This window comes from Curtobacterium sp. NPDC089991, assembly GCF_044748425.1.
Lineage (GTDB): Bacteria > Actinomycetota > Actinomycetes > Actinomycetales > Microbacteriaceae > Curtobacterium.
On record NZ_JBIVGB010000002.1, the window covers coordinates 597,572 to 612,246 of the forward strand.

General features: G+C 71.9%; 13 protein-coding genes. 6 read left to right on the forward strand and 7 right to left on the reverse strand.

Translation table 11 applies throughout. The features are described from left to right. Positions 1–89: 89 nt before the first annotated feature. Entirely contained in the window at positions 90–770 is a 681-nt protein-coding gene (locus ACIPV1_RS08000; RefSeq protein ID WP_131846694.1) for a GntR family transcriptional regulator, read from the reverse strand. Positions 771–940: 170 nt separating this feature from the next. Next, the gene (locus ACIPV1_RS08005) at positions 941–2,395 is read right to left on the reverse strand and encodes an MFS transporter (RefSeq protein WP_311316753.1); all 1,455 of its coding nucleotides are present in this window, start codon (positions 2,393–2,395) and stop codon (positions 941–943) included. 284 nt (positions 2,396–2,679) lie between these two features. On the opposite strand from ACIPV1_RS08005, the gene ACIPV1_RS08010 reads away from it, so the two are divergent. Both ACIPV1_RS08010 and ACIPV1_RS08015 read left to right on the forward strand, forming a co-directional pair. Next, the gene (locus ACIPV1_RS08010; RefSeq protein ID WP_123291862.1) at positions 2,680–4,065 is read left to right on the forward strand and encodes an AAA family ATPase; all 1,386 of its coding nucleotides are present in this window, start codon (positions 2,680–2,682) and stop codon (positions 4,063–4,065) included. Further along, positions 4,058–6,058 (forward strand): VWA domain-containing protein, encoded by a 2,001-nt coding sequence (locus tag ACIPV1_RS08015; protein ID WP_402726111.1) that lies wholly within the window; start codon positions 4,058–4,060, stop codon positions 6,056–6,058. The genes ACIPV1_RS08010 and ACIPV1_RS08015 overlap by 8 nt, the downstream gene beginning before the upstream one ends. Positions 6,059–6,420: 362 nt before the next feature. On the opposite strand, the gene ACIPV1_RS08020 is transcribed toward ACIPV1_RS08015, so the two are convergent. From ACIPV1_RS08020 to ACIPV1_RS08040, 5 genes are read right to left on the reverse strand one after another with little or no spacing between them, the layout of a single operon-like run. Next, on the reverse strand, positions 6,421–7,179 hold the full coding sequence (locus ACIPV1_RS08020) for an SCO1664 family protein (protein WP_123291860.1): 759 nt from the start codon (positions 7,177–7,179) through the stop codon (positions 6,421–6,423). Then, positions 7,176–7,703, reverse strand: a complete 528-nt coding sequence (locus ACIPV1_RS08025) for a DUF3090 domain-containing protein (protein WP_123291859.1) — start codon at positions 7,701–7,703, stop codon at positions 7,176–7,178. The genes ACIPV1_RS08020 and ACIPV1_RS08025 overlap by 4 nt, the downstream gene beginning before the upstream one ends. Positions 7,704–7,736: 33 nt before the next feature. Further along, positions 7,737–8,459, reverse strand: coding sequence for an MSMEG_4193 family putative phosphomutase (locus ACIPV1_RS08030; protein ID WP_123291858.1), 723 nt, complete (start codon positions 8,457–8,459; stop codon positions 7,737–7,739). A 10-nt stretch (positions 8,460–8,469) separates the two neighbouring features. Next, positions 8,470–9,171, reverse strand: coding sequence for an ABC transporter ATP-binding protein (locus ACIPV1_RS08035; RefSeq protein ID WP_402726112.1), 702 nt, complete (start codon positions 9,169–9,171; stop codon positions 8,470–8,472). Then, positions 9,168–10,271: an ABC transporter permease gene (locus ACIPV1_RS08040; RefSeq protein WP_402726113.1), complete on the reverse strand. Its 1,104-nt coding sequence runs from the start codon at positions 10,269–10,271 to the stop codon at positions 9,168–9,170. The genes ACIPV1_RS08035 and ACIPV1_RS08040 overlap by 4 nt, the downstream gene beginning before the upstream one ends. Positions 10,272–10,421: 150 nt before the next feature. Between ACIPV1_RS08040 and ACIPV1_RS08045 the strand changes: the two genes are divergently transcribed. The 4 genes from ACIPV1_RS08045 to ACIPV1_RS08060 are packed head-to-tail and all read left to right on the forward strand — an operon-like array spanning position 10,422 to position 14,674. Further along, on the forward strand, positions 10,422–11,591 hold the full coding sequence (locus ACIPV1_RS08045) for a sensor histidine kinase (protein ID WP_132099875.1): 1,170 nt from the start codon (positions 10,422–10,424) through the stop codon (positions 11,589–11,591). Further along, on the forward strand, positions 11,588–12,208 hold the full coding sequence (locus tag ACIPV1_RS08050; RefSeq protein WP_123291854.1) for a response regulator transcription factor: 621 nt from the start codon (positions 11,588–11,590) through the stop codon (positions 12,206–12,208). The genes ACIPV1_RS08045 and ACIPV1_RS08050 overlap by 4 nt, the downstream gene beginning before the upstream one ends. Positions 12,209–12,254: 46 nt before the next feature. Beyond that, entirely contained in the window at positions 12,255–13,469 is a 1,215-nt protein-coding gene (locus ACIPV1_RS08055) for an MFS transporter (protein ID WP_131921481.1), read from the forward strand. Positions 13,470–13,528: 59 nt separating this feature from the next. Further along, positions 13,529–14,674, forward strand: coding sequence for an AI-2E family transporter (locus ACIPV1_RS08060; protein WP_402726114.1), 1,146 nt, complete (start codon positions 13,529–13,531; stop codon positions 14,672–14,674). Position 14,675 lies beyond the last annotated feature (1 nt).

Sequence of the window (14,675 nt, forward strand, 5' to 3'; positions counted from 1 at the left end):
CGACGTCGGAGCGAGGCCACCGGGCCACCGTCGACCCCCGGATCCGTGCGCCGTGGCGCCGACCTGTACGAACCCGCAGCCGGGACGGCTCAGGAGGCCACGGCCACCCGGAACCGGTCCGGCAGGGCGATGAGCGCCGCCGCGAGCTCGAGCAGCACCACGGCGCAGTCGTCGAGCGCGTCACGCTCCGCTGCCCGCACGGCCTGGTCGACGAGGTCGAGTCGCCGCGCCCGGTCGACCACGGCGTCGATCCCGTTGGCCAGTGCGACGTCGTCGGTGAAGAACGTGTCGAGCACGGTGCGCTGCGACAGCATCCAGTCGGCGCTGACCGAGGCGCCGCGCCGCCGGAGGAACCACGCGGCGAGTTCGACGAAGGCCCCGGCTTCGGTCCAGCACTCGCGGAGCCAGGCCGGGTCGAAGCGGTCGTCGTGGCCCGTGCCGCTCACCGGCGGGTCGACGACCAGCGCCCGGGCGATGCGCAGGCGCTCGGTCATCTGCCCGACGGACCACTGCGTGATCACCACGCCGACGTACCGCTGCACGGTGACGAGCTGATGGGACTCGAGGGAGACGAGGGCTTCGCGCACCGGCGTGCGGGAGACCCGCATGTCCTCGGCGATGGTGTCGAGGCGCAGGCGCTGCCCGCGGCGGTACTCGCCGCGCAGCACGCTGTCGAGCAGGCGGAGGAAGACCGCGTCGCGCAACAGACTGCGCCGGAGGCCGTGGGGATCGCGGTCGCCCCGGCCGACACGCATCGGTGACTGCTCCATCGCGCCAGTTTCACGCACGGCGGTCACCCTGGCCGACCGCACCGGCACCGTCGTGGATCGTCGTGGTGGGTGTCGCGCTGTGGAGGAGTGCCATGCCAGCACCGTGACACCACGACGACGGCCGTGCTAAACACTCTGAATACAGAATGTTGCATGGCCGCCGTCGCTGTTCAGCGCCGCTGCTGTTCCGCGTCCCCGGTCAGGACGGACAGGGGCTGGGTGACGTCCTCGAGCCCCTTCCGCGCGGCATCGACCCCGAAGACCAGGGCTATCACCCCACCGCCGATCATCACCGCGGACCCGAGCAGGTACCCCCAGAAGAGCGGTTCACGCGAGGACCCGTCCCCGATGAAGGCACCGTAGATCAGCGGCGCGACCGCACCGAAGACCTGCGCGAGCGCGAAGAAGTACGAGATGGCCTGCGACCGCAGCTCGAGGGGGAAGATCTCGCTGACCGTCAGGTACGCACTCGAGGCCCCGGCGGAGGCGAAGAAGAACGACACGCACCAGAAGGCCACCTGCACCGTCGCCGAGATCGCGTCGGCGCGGAACAGGAACGCCGAGGTCGCCAGGACGAGCCCCGACACCAGGTACGTCAGGAAGATCATCTGCCGACGGCCCCACGTGTCGAAGAACCGACCGAGGATGATCGGTCCGAGCAGGTTCCCGATCGCGAACGGGAAGAAGTAGATCGACGTCTGCGCGGTCTTCAGGCCGAAGAAGTTCGTCAGGACAAGCGCGTAGGTGAAGAAGATCGCGTTGTAGAGGAACGCCTGCGTGATCATCATCGACGCCCCGACCAGGGTGCGCGTCGGGTACTGCTTGAGCAGCACGCGCGCGATGGTCAGGAACCCGACGCGGTCGGTCGGCGTGACGGTCATGGCCTTCGACTCGTCGACGTCCGGCAGCCGCTTGCCGGTGGATTTCTCGACCGCCTCCTCGATCTGGGTGACGGTCGCTTCGGCCTCTTCCTCGCGCCCGTGGGTCATGAGCCAGCGCGGACTCTCGGGGATGTGCCGCCGCAGGAAGATGATCGCGATGCCGAGCACCGGGCCGAGGAAGAAGCCGATGCGCCAGCCGATGCTCTCCGAGAAGTTGGCCGTGTCGAGCAGGTAGATGTTCGCGAAGGCGCCGAGTGCGGCGCCGCCCCAGTAGGTGCCGTTGATGGCGATGTCGACGTGGCCGCGGTACTTCGCGGGGATCAGTTCGTCGATCGCCGAGTTGATCGCCGCGTACTCGCCGCCGATGCCGAGGCCGGCGACGAACCGGAACGCGGCCAGGAACCAGAAGTCCTGGGCGAGACCGGCGACGCCCGAGCCGATCAGGTAGATCGCGAGCGTCAGGATGAAGAGCTTGCGCCGCCCGAGCCGGTCGGACATGCGCCCGAACACCAGCGCTCCGACCACCTGGCCGACCAGGTAGATCGTGCCGAGGGAGGTCACCTGTTGCGTCGACAGGTTCAGGTCGGCCTGGAAGCCCGCGTTGGAGACGATCTGGATCTCCAGACCGTCCAGGATCCAGGAGACCCCGAGTCCGACGACGACACTCCAGTGGAACCTCGTCCACGGCAGTCTGTCCATCCTGGCGGGGACCAGGCTCTTGATCGCCCCGTTCGTGCTGCTCACGAGAGGGGAACCTACGCCGAGATCGGCGAGATGGTTCACATTCGGTACGACGGGGCCGGCTCGGAGCCGGATCCCCCTATCGAATCCGGCTCCGATGCCGGAGCCTCAATCATTGCGGTTGCTATGGAAACCCACAAGCGGACGGGCGCGCCCCGCTCAGCGGCAACGCGAAGCGTTGCGCGGGGCGCGCCGACCGAGCCTGCGAGGGAGGACGGGGCGGGCCCGCCACGGGCCTCCCGTCCGCCTTCCGGTCGCTTTCGCGATCGCGGCGTAGCGTCGAAGCGGTGACCCGACCCGACATCCGCACGGTCGGCGAGCTCCGCACTTCTGGCCACGTCCAGAAGACGGTCCGCGCCGAGATCCGCGACAACCTGCTCACCGCGCTGCGCGCGGGAGACGACCCCTGGCCCGGCCTGCACGGGTTCGAGACGACCGTGATCCCGCAACTCGAACGTGCCCTCATCGCCGGACACGACGTCGTCCTGCTCGGTGAGCGCGGCCAGGGCAAGACCCGCCTGCTCCGCACCCTGCAGGGCTTGCTCGACGAGTGGACCCCGGTGATCACCGGCTCCGAGCTCGGCGAGCACCCCTACGAGCCCATCACCACCGCGAGCGCCCGCCGAGCCGACGACCTCGGTGACGCCCTGCCGATCTCGTGGCGGCACCGCGACGACCGCTACGTCGAGAAGCTCGCGACGCCGGACACGAGCGTCGCCGACCTGATCGGCGACGTCGACCCGATGAAGGTCGCCGAAGGGCGCAGCCTGGGCGACCCGGAGACCATCCACTTCGGACTCGTCCCCCGCGGCCACCGCGGCATCGTCGCGATCAACGAGCTGCCCGACCTCGCCGAACGCATCCAGGTGGCGATGCTCAACGTGATGGAGGAACGCGACGTCCAGATCCGCGGCTACGTGCTCCGACTCCCCCTCGACGTGCTCGTGGTGGCCAGCGCGAACCCGGAGGACTACACGAACCGCGGCCGGATCATCACGCCGCTGAAGGACCGCTTCGGCGCGGAGATCCGGACCCACTACCCGATCGAGCTCGAGGACGAGATCGCGGTCATCCGGCAGGAGGCGCAGCTCACCGCCGAGGTGCCGGACGCGATCGTCGAGATCCTCGCCCGCTTCACCCGTGCCCTGCGCGGGTCGAGCGCGGTCGACCAGCGCAGCGGTGTCAGCGCCCGGTTCGCGATCGCCGGCGCCGAGACGGTCGCCGCGGCGGCCGTGCACCGTGCAGCACGCCAGGGCGAGCCGGAGGCCGTCGCGCGACCGATCGACCTCGAGACGGCGGTCGACGTGCTCGGCGGCAAGATCGAGTTCGAGAACGGCGAAGAGGACCGCGCGGACGAGGTCCTCGAGCACCTGCTGCGGACCGCCACGGCCGAGACGGTGCGTGCCCGGTTCCGCGGACTCGACTTCGGGGTGCTCGTCGAGGCGCTCGACGGCGGGACGATGGTGACGACGGGCGAACAGGTCGGCGCACGGGCGTTCCTCGAGGGGCTGCCGTCGATCGGCGAGTCCGACCTGTACGACCAGGTGTGCGAACGCCTCGGCGCCACGAACGACGGTGAGCGCGCGGGTGCGATCGAACTCGCGCTCGAGGGGCTCTTCCTCGCCCGCCGCATCAGCAAGGAGTCCGGCGGGGGCGAAGCCGTCTATGGCTAGGCAGAACCGACGACTGACGCGGGACACCCGGTACGGCGCCTACACCGACGGTCCGGACCCGCTCGCGCCGCCCGCTGACCTCGCCGAAGCACTCGACGCCATCGGGCAGGACGTGATGGCCGGCACCTCACCGGAGCGTGCCATGCGGGAGTTCCTGCGCCGAGGCGGCCGGACGCAGCGCGGACTCGACGACCTCGCGCGCAAGGTCGCGGAACGGCGCCGCGAACTCACCGCGAAGAACAACCTCGACGGCACCCTGCAGCAGATCCGCGAGCTGCTCGACCAGGCGCTCCGCGCCGAACGCGGCGAACTCGCCCGCAACGTCGAGCTCGACGACGGCGACCGCGCCCTGGCCGAGATGCAGCTCGACAGCCTGTCCCCGTCGCCGGCCGCCGCGGTGCAGGAGCTCGGCGGGTACGACTGGACGAGCCGCGAGGCCCGGCAGAAGTACGACGAGATCAAGGACCTGCTCGGTCGCGAGGTGCTCGACCAGCGCTTCGCGGGCATGAAGCAGGCGCTCGAGGGCGCCACGGACGACGACCGCGCCGCGGTCAGCGCGATGATGCAGGACCTCAACCAGCTGCTCGAGGACCACCGCGCCGGCACCGACTCGCAGGAGCAGTTCGACGCGTTCATGGCGGAGCATGGCGAGTACTTCCCGTCGAACCCCGCGAACGTCGACGAGCTGCTCGACGACCTCGCGGCACGGGCCGCCGCCGCCCAGCGGATGCGGAACTCGATGACCGAAGAGCAGCGCGACGAACTCGACGCCCTCGCCCAGCAGGCCTTCGGCTCCCCCGACCTGATGGGGCAGCTGTCCCAGCTCGACGGCAACCTGCGGTCCCTGCGGCCCGGCGAGGACTGGGGCGGGTCCGAGCGCATGGAGGGCGACCAGGGGCTCGGACTCGGCGACGGGACCGGGGTGTTCCAGGACATCGCCGACCTCGACGCCCTCGCGGACCAACTCGCCCAGTCCGGCCCCGGCTCCGAGCTCGACGACCTGGACCTCGACGCCCTGACCCGGCAGCTCGGTGCCGAGGCCGCCGTGGACGCCAGGACCCTGCAGCAGCTCGAGAAGGCCCTGCGGAACTCCGGGGCGATGCGCCGCGGAGCGGACGGGCAGCTCCGGCTCACCCCGAAGGCCATGCGGCAGCTCGGCAAGAGCCTGCTCCGTGACGTCGCCGAGCGGATGTCCGGCCGACAGGGTGCCCGCGACATCCGGCAGTCCGGTGCGGCCGGCGAACCCTCGGGCGCGACCCGGCAGTGGGCGTACGGCGACACCGAGCCGTGGGACGTCACCCGGTCGATCACGAACGCGCTGACCCGGACCGCGGCCGACGGGCGGGTGGGCCCCGGCGTCCGCCTGACCATCGACGACGTCGAGGTGCAGGAGACCGAGTCCCGCACACAGGCCTGCGTGGCACTGCTCGTCGACACGTCGTTCTCGATGGCGATGGAGGACCGGTGGGTGCCGATGAAGCGCACGGCCCTGGCGCTGCACACGCTCGTCTCGACGCGGTTCCGCGGCGACGACCTGCAGCTCATCGCGTTCGGACGCGAGGCCGAGGTCGTGGACATCGAGCAGCTCGTGGGTCTCGACGCGATGTGGGACAAGGGCACGAACCTGCACCACGCGCTGCTCCTCGCCAACCGGCACTTCCGGAAGCACCCGACCGCCCAACCCGTGCTGCTCATCGTCACCGACGGGGAACCGACGTCGCACCTCGAGCCGAACGGACAGGTGTGGTTCGACTACCCGCCGGACCCCGTGACGATCGCACTGACCGTTCGGGAGCTCGAGAACGCCGGTCGGCTCGGCGCCCAGACGACGTTCTTCCGCCTCGGCGACGACCCGGGGCTCGCACGGTTCATCGACGCGATGGCGAAGCGGGTGGACGGCTCGGTCGTCGCTCCGGAGAACGACGACCTCGGTGTCGCCGTCGTGGGGTCGTACCTGGGGTCGCGCCGCGGCGGGCCGTCGTTGTTCGACTAGCCGCCGGATCGGTCCCGGCAGGGACTGTTGCGCGGGGTTCCGCAGTCGTATGCTGAGCGCCACCACAGTTGCCCCAGACCCCGGCCGCCGTGATCGTTCTTCCTGCGCCGACGTCGTCGGCGTGCCGGAAGCGGTCGGCCGAGTGCACCTGATCCGTTCTCGACCGGTCGACTCCCGCGGGGTCCCGGAGTGCAACGGCGCACGCCACCGGACGCCACGGGTCTCCGCGTCCACGGATCACGGACGCGGACCGGTCGGTGGGGTCCGGACCCGACGGGCCCCACCGTCCCGGACCGGGGTGTCCACGGCCGGCCGGGTCGCCACGGCAGGCCGAGCCGGGGCGCCGGCTCACGACGGGTGCGTCAGAACAAGGGCCACGGCACCGCGGGGCCGTGCCCCGGCGGTGGCGGGAAGATGCCGACGGCCCGCAGCGCCGCACACCGCGCGCGCACCGTGTCGACTTCCTCCGGCGTCAGGTGCTCGGCGAGTTCGTCGCCCAGGGCACCGCGGAGCGCCTCCGACACCCGGTCGAGCCCCTCGAGTTCGTCCGGTCCGAGCGGCTCGCCGATCCACCCCCACAGCACCGTGCGGAGCTTGTGCTCGACGTGGAAGGCCAGCCCGTGGTCGACACCGAACCGGTGTCCGTCGGGCATCGCCAGCACGTGCCCGCCCTTGCGGTCGGCGTTGTTCACCACGACGTCGAAGACGGCCATGCGGCGCAACGCCTCGGAGTCCTCGTGCACGAGCGTCACCGGCTGGTCGTGCTCGTCGATCGCCTCGAGCACGGGCAGCCACGGCGAACCGTCCGCCTCGGCGGCCTCGGGGGTGACGAGGTCGACGGCGTCCTGGTCCGGGTCGATCGTCTGCCAGCGCTGCACCATGCCGGGGCCGAACGGGCCGTCACCGAGCCACGTCGGTGGCACGATGCCCCAGCCGAACGCCTCGGACACCAGGTGGGCCGCGACCTCGCGGCCGGCGAGCGTGCCGTCCGGGAAGTCCCAGAGCGGGCGTTCCCCCTCGATCGGCTTGTAGACGACCGCCTCGCCGTCCAGCTCGGCCAGGAAGGTCGCGTTCGAGGCCTCGCGGATCCGCGCCGTGATGCTCAGTGAGCCGTCGCTCATGCGTCGCCGGGCGGACGGCCGGCGGCGACGATCTCGCGGGTGCGCTCGACGAACGCGCGAGCGGTGCCGACCGGGATCTTGACCTGGAAGAGCTCGTCGGGTTCGGGGATCTCGACGACCGCCTCGATCTCGAGGCCGTCCTCGCTCTCCTCGGACACGATCTCGACGTCGTCGTCGATCGGGTACGCCTCGATGACCACCTGCGCCGTCGACGGGTCGAAGCCCAGGCTCAGGGCACCGGCACGGAACTCGGGCTCCACCGGCTGGTCGAGCGGCTCCGGGTCGCGGAGCTCGACGGGGGCGGTGTCCGGCACGCTGAAGCGGTTCGCCTCGACCGTGGCGACCTCGTCCAGCAGCTCGTCGATCTTCTCGGCGAGCACGGCGGTCTGCTCCTTCTCGAGGGCGACGCTCGTGACGCGCTTGCCGGAGCGGGCCTGCAGGTAGAAGGCGCGCTCGCCCGGACGGCCGATGGTGCCGACGACGAGGCGGTCCGGCCAGTCGAAGCCGTGGACGATGGAGGGCATACCCGCATTGTAGGAGTGCGGGCCTGCGCCCGTTCAGGGTCTGGCAGGGCCTGCCTCGGACGGGGCCTCCGGATGTCCGGCTCCGCCGCCGACCGCTGCGTCCCCGCTGGGCGCCGGAGCGGTCGCGAGCCACGACAGATCGCCGGACTCGGTGTTCGTCGCGACCACCTCGGGCCGGTGCTCGCCGTACCGCACGACCGACACCGACGCCGGCCCGACGCCGATGCGTTGGAACAGGTCGAGGTGCATGCCGAACGCGTCGGCCAGGACGGACTTGATGATGTCGCCGTGGCTCACCGCGACCCAGACCGCTCCGGGCCCGTGCTCCGCCTCGACCTCGGCGTCGATGCGCCGGACGGCCGACACCGCCCGGGACTGCATGGTCTGCATGGACTCGCCGCCGGGGAACACCACGGCGCTCGGGTTCGCCTGCACCGTCCGCCACAGCGGCTCCTTCGCCAGGTCGGCGAGCTTCCGCCCCTGCCACTCGCCGTAGTCCGCCTCGGTGATCGCCCGCTCGATGGCCGACGCGGGGTCGCCCGGCTGTCGCTCGAGGATCGCCCTCGCCGTCTGCCGGCATCGCTCGAGCGGACTCGACACGACGGCGACGACCGGCACGGCCGCGATGCGCTCCGCGGTGCGGTCGGCCTGCTTCCGGCCGACGGCGTCGAGTCGCACGCCGGCGGTTCGTCCGGCGAGCACGCCCGTGGCGTTCGCGGTGGTGCGTCCGTGTCGGACGAGGAGGACGGTCGCCATGTGCCCGATCCTAGGCGGCGATCACCGACGCCCCGGCCAGCCGACCGTCCACCACCGTGACGAGTTCGTCGAGGGTCCCGCGGTGCACCAGGTCGTGGGTGACCAGCATCGTCGCGGTGTCCCGCTCGCGCGTCAGTTTGGCGATGAGCTCCATGATCGCCGCGCCGCGCTCCTGGTCCAGCGCACTCGTCGGTTCGTCCACGAGCAGGACGTCGGGTTCGTGCACGAGTGCCCGGGCGATCGCGACGCGCTGCCGCTGCCCGCCGGACAGCTGCGCAGGCCGCTTGTCCAGGTGGTCGGACAGCCCCACGGCGTCCAGCAGGTCGTCGGCCCGGTCCCGGAGCCCTCCCGCGCGACGACCTCCGGCGGGGTGCCGGCCGCCGAGGTGCGCCATCACGAGCACCTGCTCCCGTGCGGTCAGCGACGGCAGCAGGTTCGACTGCTGGAACACGATCCCGATGTGCGCACGCCGCAGGGCGGTGGCTTCGTCCCGGGACAGCGCGGCCGCGTCGACGTCGCCGATGAGCACACGACCGGAGTCCGGCCGGATGAGCGTCGCGGCGACCGCGAGCAGCGACGACTTGCCCGATCCGGAGGGGCCGGTGATGCCGGTCACGACGCCGGGCCGGGCGACGAGGGACACATGGTCGACCGCGGTGATCCGCCGGTCGCCGTCGGGGAAGGTCAGGGTGACGTCGTCGAGGGTGATCATCGGTTGCTCCCGAGTGCGGTGAGGGGGTCGGCGGAGGTGACGGTGCGGAGCGCGACGGCGGCGCCGGCGAGTCCGAGGACGGCCATCGCGGCGGCCGGCACGACGGTGGTGACCGGGCTGAGCAGGAACGGCAGTGCACCGCCGGCGAGCGCGCCGAGTCCGACGACGGCCAGCATCCCGACGCCGATCCCCAGGACGAGCACGACGAGCGCCTGTCCGAGCGCATCGCGGACGAGTGATCCGGTGCTCGCGCCGAGGGCCTTGAGCACGGCGACGTCGCCGGCTCGCTGCATGGTCCAGACCGTGAAGAACGCCCCGACGACGAGCGCGGACACCCCGAAGAGCATGACGATCATCAGGCCGAGCGACCCGATCTCGGACCGGAAGGTCTCGAGGGCGGTCAGCGACCCGAGCGGCGACGCGGCGGACGTGCCGGTGGACGCTGCGACGGCGTCCCAGTCCGGGCTGCCGCTGACGGCCAGGACGGTCGGCGCGCCGTCGCCGCCGAGTCGCCGGTCGGCCGCGGCCCACGCTTCCGGGGTCATGGCGAGCACCGGTGTGTGGCTGTACCAGGCGTCGCCGCCGACGACGGCGACGCGGTAGTCCGTCCCGGTGACGGTGATGCGGTCGCCGACCTGCACGCCGAGGTCGGCCGCAGCACCGGACGACAGCCCGACCTGGTCGTCGCGACCGGGTGCGAGATCGGTGACGGGGGTCGACCGTGCTCCCGTCGGCAGCCCGACCAGCGCGACGCCGACGGCCGCGCCCGACGCCGCAGCACCCGACCCCGCGCCCGGTGCCGTCGCCCGGCCCTGGACGATGCCCACCGGCACCACGTCGTCGACCCCGGGGGCCGCCTGCCAGCCGTCCACGGCCCGCTGCCCGATGGTGGAGTCGCCGAACGACGGCTGCCCGGTGGACGGCTGCTGCAGGACCAGGCGGTCGCCGGGCAGGTCGAGCACCGCGGAGACGTTCTGCGACGCGAGGCCGCCGGTGAGCCCGGCGAGGAACCCGACGAGCAGGGTGATGAGTGCCACGACGGAGCCGATGAGGACGAACCGGCCACGGGCGAACCGGAGATCGTGCCAAGCGACGAACACGGGGTTCCCTTCCCGGGTCGCAGACCTTCCGCGACCACGACTCCCAGCCTCGCCGCGGTGCTCCCACCCGGCATCGCCGGAGGGTTCGGTCCTCCGATCGAACTTTCGGTTGATCCCCACCGGCCGACGCCTCCGTACGCTGGGGAGCACATGGCGCACAGCACCCTCACCCCGGTCTTCGTCGGTCTGCGGACCGGCCTGCACGTGCTGTCGGCCGCGCTGCTCGCCCTGGTCGTCGTGCGGGTGCTCGTGGACGGTGGCGCCGGCACGTGGGTGCGGTTGGCCCTGGCTGCGGTGTTCGCGGGCGTGTACCTGCTCGGGGCGGTCGTCGCGCGCGGCGACGGCCGCCGTCGGACGGTCGCCGGTGCGGTCTGGCTCGTCGCCCTGACCCTCGTCTGGATCGCCCTGCTCGTCGGCGTCCCCGAGGCCGCCTACCTCGTCTTCCCGCTCTTCTTCCTGTACCTGCACGTCCTGCCGCGCATCGTCGGACCGGTGGCCGTCATCGCCGCGACCCTGGTCGCCGTCGTCGCCCTCGGACTGCACGGCGGATTCACCGTCGGTGGTGTGGTCGGTCCGCTCGTCGGAGCGGGTGTCGCACTGCTCATCGGACTGGGGTACCGGGCGCTCGCGCGCGAGGCGGTCGAACGCGAGGCCTTGGTCGCCGAGCTCCTCGCCACGCGCGACCGGTTGGCCGTCACCGAACGCGAGCAGGGCGTCCTCGCTGAGCGGGCCCGGTTGGCCCGTGAGATCCACGACACCGTCGCGCAGGGGTTGTCGAGCATCCAGATGCTGCTGCACGCGGCCGAACGCGCGGACGGGGAGCGTCCGGGGACGGAGCACATCCGGCTCGCCCGTGAGACCGCTGCCGAGGGCCTCGCCGACACCCGGCGGTTCATCCGCGAACTCGCACCACCGGCGCTCGAACGCGGACTCGGAGCAGCTCTGGAACGGTTGGCCGGCTCCCAGTGGTCGCGCGACGGCCTCGACGTCACGGTCGACGTCGCGGAGGCCTCGCTGCCGATGGACGTCCAGACCGCGCTGCTCCGCATCGCCCAGGGCGCCGTCGCCAACGTGGTGCAGCACGCCGCGGCCACCCACGTCCGACTGTCACTCACCGTGGACGGTCAGGAGGCCCGGCTCACCATCGCGGACGACGGCGTCGGTTTCGACCCGGTCGCCGTCCACGACCGGTCGGGCACGACGGACTCGTTCGGGTTGCGTGCCACCGAAGAGCGCGTCGAGCAGTTCGGCGGCCGGCTCGAGGTCGACTCGGCCCCTGGCCGCGGGACGACGCTCGTCGCGATCCTGGAGGTCCGGTGATCCGCATCCTCATCGCCGACGACCACCCGGTGGTCCGCGCCGGGCTCCGAGCACTCCTCGACGGCACGGACGGCATCGTCGTCGCGGGTGAGGCGTCCACCCCGGACGAAGCCGTGGACCTCGCCGCCCGGCTCTCGCCGGAACTCGTGCTCATGGACCTGCAGTTCGGGCAGGACCTCACCGGGGCGGACGCGACGCGACGGATCCGCGCGCTCGACGCCGCGCCGTACGTGCTCGTGCTGACGAACTACGACTCCGACGGGGACATCCTCGGTGCGGTCGAGGCCGGGGCGAGCGGGTACCTGCTCAAGGACGCGCCCCCGCACGAACTCGTCGCGGCCGTCCGCGCCGCCGCGTCCGGACAGAGCGCCCTCGCGCCGACGATCGCGGGTCGGCTCATGGCGCGGATGCGCGCCCCGTCGGTGAGCCTGTCGGCGCGGGAGCTCGAGGTGCTGCGCCTCGTCGCCGAGGGGGCGTCGAACGGCGCCGTCGCCGCGCGCCTGCACATCAGCGACGCCACCGTGAAGTCGCACCTGGTGCACGTGTTCTCGAAGCTCGGGGTGTCCTCGCGCACGGCCGCGGTCTCCGAGGCCCGCGCCCTCGGCATGCTCCGCTGACGACCGCACCCTTGACGGGCCGTCGGCGGACCGATCAGATGGTCACATGACCCGGCACCCTCGAGGGGCCCTGTTCGCCACGTCGACGATGACCGGCTTCGGCATCGCCACGTGGGTGACCAGGACGCCCGCCATCCGCGACGAACTCGGGGCGTCGATCGAGGCGATGGGGCTCGTGCTCCTCGGGCTGTCGATCGGGTCGATGATCGGGATCCTCGGCGCCGGTGCGCTCGTCCGACGGCTCGGGACACGACCCTTGATCCTGCTCGGTGGCGCGCTGCCCGTGGTGGGGATGGTCCTCGTCGCCCTGCTCGCCCCGGCACAGGTGCCGGCGGGTGTCTGGGCGGGGCTGTTCCTGATCGGGTTCGGGTCGGGGGTCGCCGAGATCGGGCTGAACGTCGAGGCCGCCGCGGTCGAGCGGCGCATCGGCCACCCGGTGGTGCCGGTGCTGCACGCCTGCTTCAGCCTGGGGACCGTCGTCGGCGGTGTCGTCGGCATCGCGATGACGGCTGCCCGGACACCGGTGCTCGTGCACCTGCTCGTGGGGGCTGCGGTGATGGCGGCACTCGCGGCGTTCGCTGCCCTCAACCTGCAGCCGCTGCCGCGTGCCGGAGTGCAGACGGAGGGAGCCGACACCGCAGACGCCGCCGGCACGTCCCGCGTCACCACGGCCACCCGCCGCTCCGTCATCACCGTGCAGCTCGCGCTCATCGCGGTGATCACGCTCGCGATGGCCTTCGCCGAGGGTGCCGCCAGCGACTGGCTCCCGCTCCTGATGACGACCGACCACGACGCCCCGGAAGCGGTCGGCTCGCTGGTCTTCACCGGGTTCGCGCTCGCCATGCTCATCGGCCGGTCGGCCGGCACCCCGCTCGTCACGCGGCTCGGGCGGGGCCCGGTCGTCCGGCTCTGTGCCGCGGTCGGCGGGATCGGGGTCCTGCTCGTGGTCGTCTCGCCGAGTCCGGTCGTCACGGCGATCGCCGCGGGCATCTGGGGGCTCGGCATCGCGCTCGGGTTCCCGCTCGCGATCTCGGCAGCGGGTGACCACCCGACCGACGGGGACCGCCGGGTGTCGGTCGTCGCGACCGCTGGCTACATCGCGTTCCTGGTCGGACCGCCCCTGCTCGGCTTCGTCGGCGAGCACCTCGGGCTGCAGGCGGCGATGCTGGTGCCCCTCGTGCTGCTCGTCGCCGCCTTCGTCGTCGCGCCCGCCGCACGGGACTCCCACGACGTCGACGTCCGGCGGACCGTCTCCACCTGATCCGCGACGCCGGGCGCGGGTCCGGGCGCGCCGCCCCGCGGATCAGTACGGTCGATCCCATGCCGTTCTTCCGCGACAGCCCCCAGCCGTCCACCCCCTCGAAGATCCAGGCGGCGTGGTCCGACTCGACGGGCCGCCTGGCGACGCGGTGCCTACAGGTGATCATCGTCGTCGTGGTCATCGCCGGCGTCGTCTACGCCGGCAGCGTGCTGAGCGTCGTCACCATCCCGGTGCTCCTCGCGCTCATCATCGCTTCGGCCATGCACCCGATCGTGTCCTGGTTGCGCAAGCACAAGGTGCCGTCGGTCCTCGCGACCCTCGCGGTGCTCATCGGCGTCCTCGCGGTGCTCGGGCTCATCGGGTGGCTCATCGTCGTCGCCGTCGAGAACCAGTGGTCGCAGCTGCAGAAGTCGGCCGTCGACGGGTTCCAGCAGTTGCAGGACTTCGCGAAGAACCTGCCGATCTCGATCTCGGACAAGCAGGTCGACGACGCCGTGGCGTCCGTCACCGACTTCATCACGAGTGCGCAGTTCGGCTCCGGCGCCCTGGCCGGCGCCTCGGCCACCGCGAACTTCCTGACCGGCCTCGTGCTGATGATCGTGGTGCTGTTCTTCTTCCTGAAGGACGGCCCGAGCATCTGGGAGTTCCTGCTCCGCCCGTTCACCGGTGAGCGCTACGACCGAGCACGCCGGGTGGGCGACCGCGTGGTCTCGACCCTCGGCGGGTACGTCCGCGGCACCGCCACGGTCGCCGCCGTCGACGCCATCGGCATCGGTGTCGGCATCGCGATCGTCGGCGTCCCGCTGGCACTCCCCCTGGCCGTCGTCGTGTTCATCACGGCCTTCATCCCGATCGTCGGTGCGACGGCAGCCGGCATCCTGGCCGCGCTGGTGGCGCTCGTCGCCCTCGGACCGGTCCAGGCGCTCATCGTCGTCGGGATCGTGATCCTCGTGAACCAGCTCGAGGGCAACCTGCTCCAGCCGGTGCTGATGGGACGCACCCTGAAGCTGCACGGCCTGGTCATCCTGATCGGCCTGACCGCGGGCACCGTCCTGGCGGGCATCACCGGTGCCATCATCTCGGTGCCGCTGCTGGCCGCCGCGTGGGGCGCGATCCTGGTCTGGGACGGCCCGAACACCCCCGCGCGTCCGTGGCGCAAGAAGCGCAACGAGGACGTCACGGCCCACGAACTCCCCGCCGACTGAC

Coding starts and splice junctions, on each gene's coding strand:
- ACIPV1_RS08000 (WP_131846694.1), bottom strand. CDS start 770: ATGGAGCAGTCACCGATGCGTGTCGGCCGGGGCGACCGCGATCCCCAC.
- ACIPV1_RS08015 (WP_402726111.1), top strand. CDS start 4,058: ATGGCTAGGCAGAACCGACGACTGACGCGGGACACCCGGTACGGCGCC.
- ACIPV1_RS08020 (WP_123291860.1), bottom strand. CDS start 7,179: ATGAGCGACGGCTCACTGAGCATCACGGCGCGGATCCGCGAGGCCTCG.
- ACIPV1_RS08025 (WP_123291859.1), bottom strand. CDS start 7,703: ATGCCCTCCATCGTCCACGGCTTCGACTGGCCGGACCGCCTCGTCGTC.
- ACIPV1_RS08030 (WP_123291858.1), bottom strand. CDS start 8,459: ATGGCGACCGTCCTCCTCGTCCGACACGGACGCACCACCGCGAACGCC.
- ACIPV1_RS08035 (WP_402726112.1), bottom strand. CDS start 9,171: ATGATCACCCTCGACGACGTCACCCTGACCTTCCCCGACGGCGACCGG.
- ACIPV1_RS08045 (WP_132099875.1), top strand. CDS start 10,422: ATGGCGCACAGCACCCTCACCCCGGTCTTCGTCGGTCTGCGGACCGGC.
- ACIPV1_RS08055 (WP_131921481.1), top strand. CDS start 12,255: ATGACCCGGCACCCTCGAGGGGCCCTGTTCGCCACGTCGACGATGACC.
- ACIPV1_RS08060 (WP_402726114.1), top strand. CDS start 13,529: ATGCCGTTCTTCCGCGACAGCCCCCAGCCGTCCACCCCCTCGAAGATC.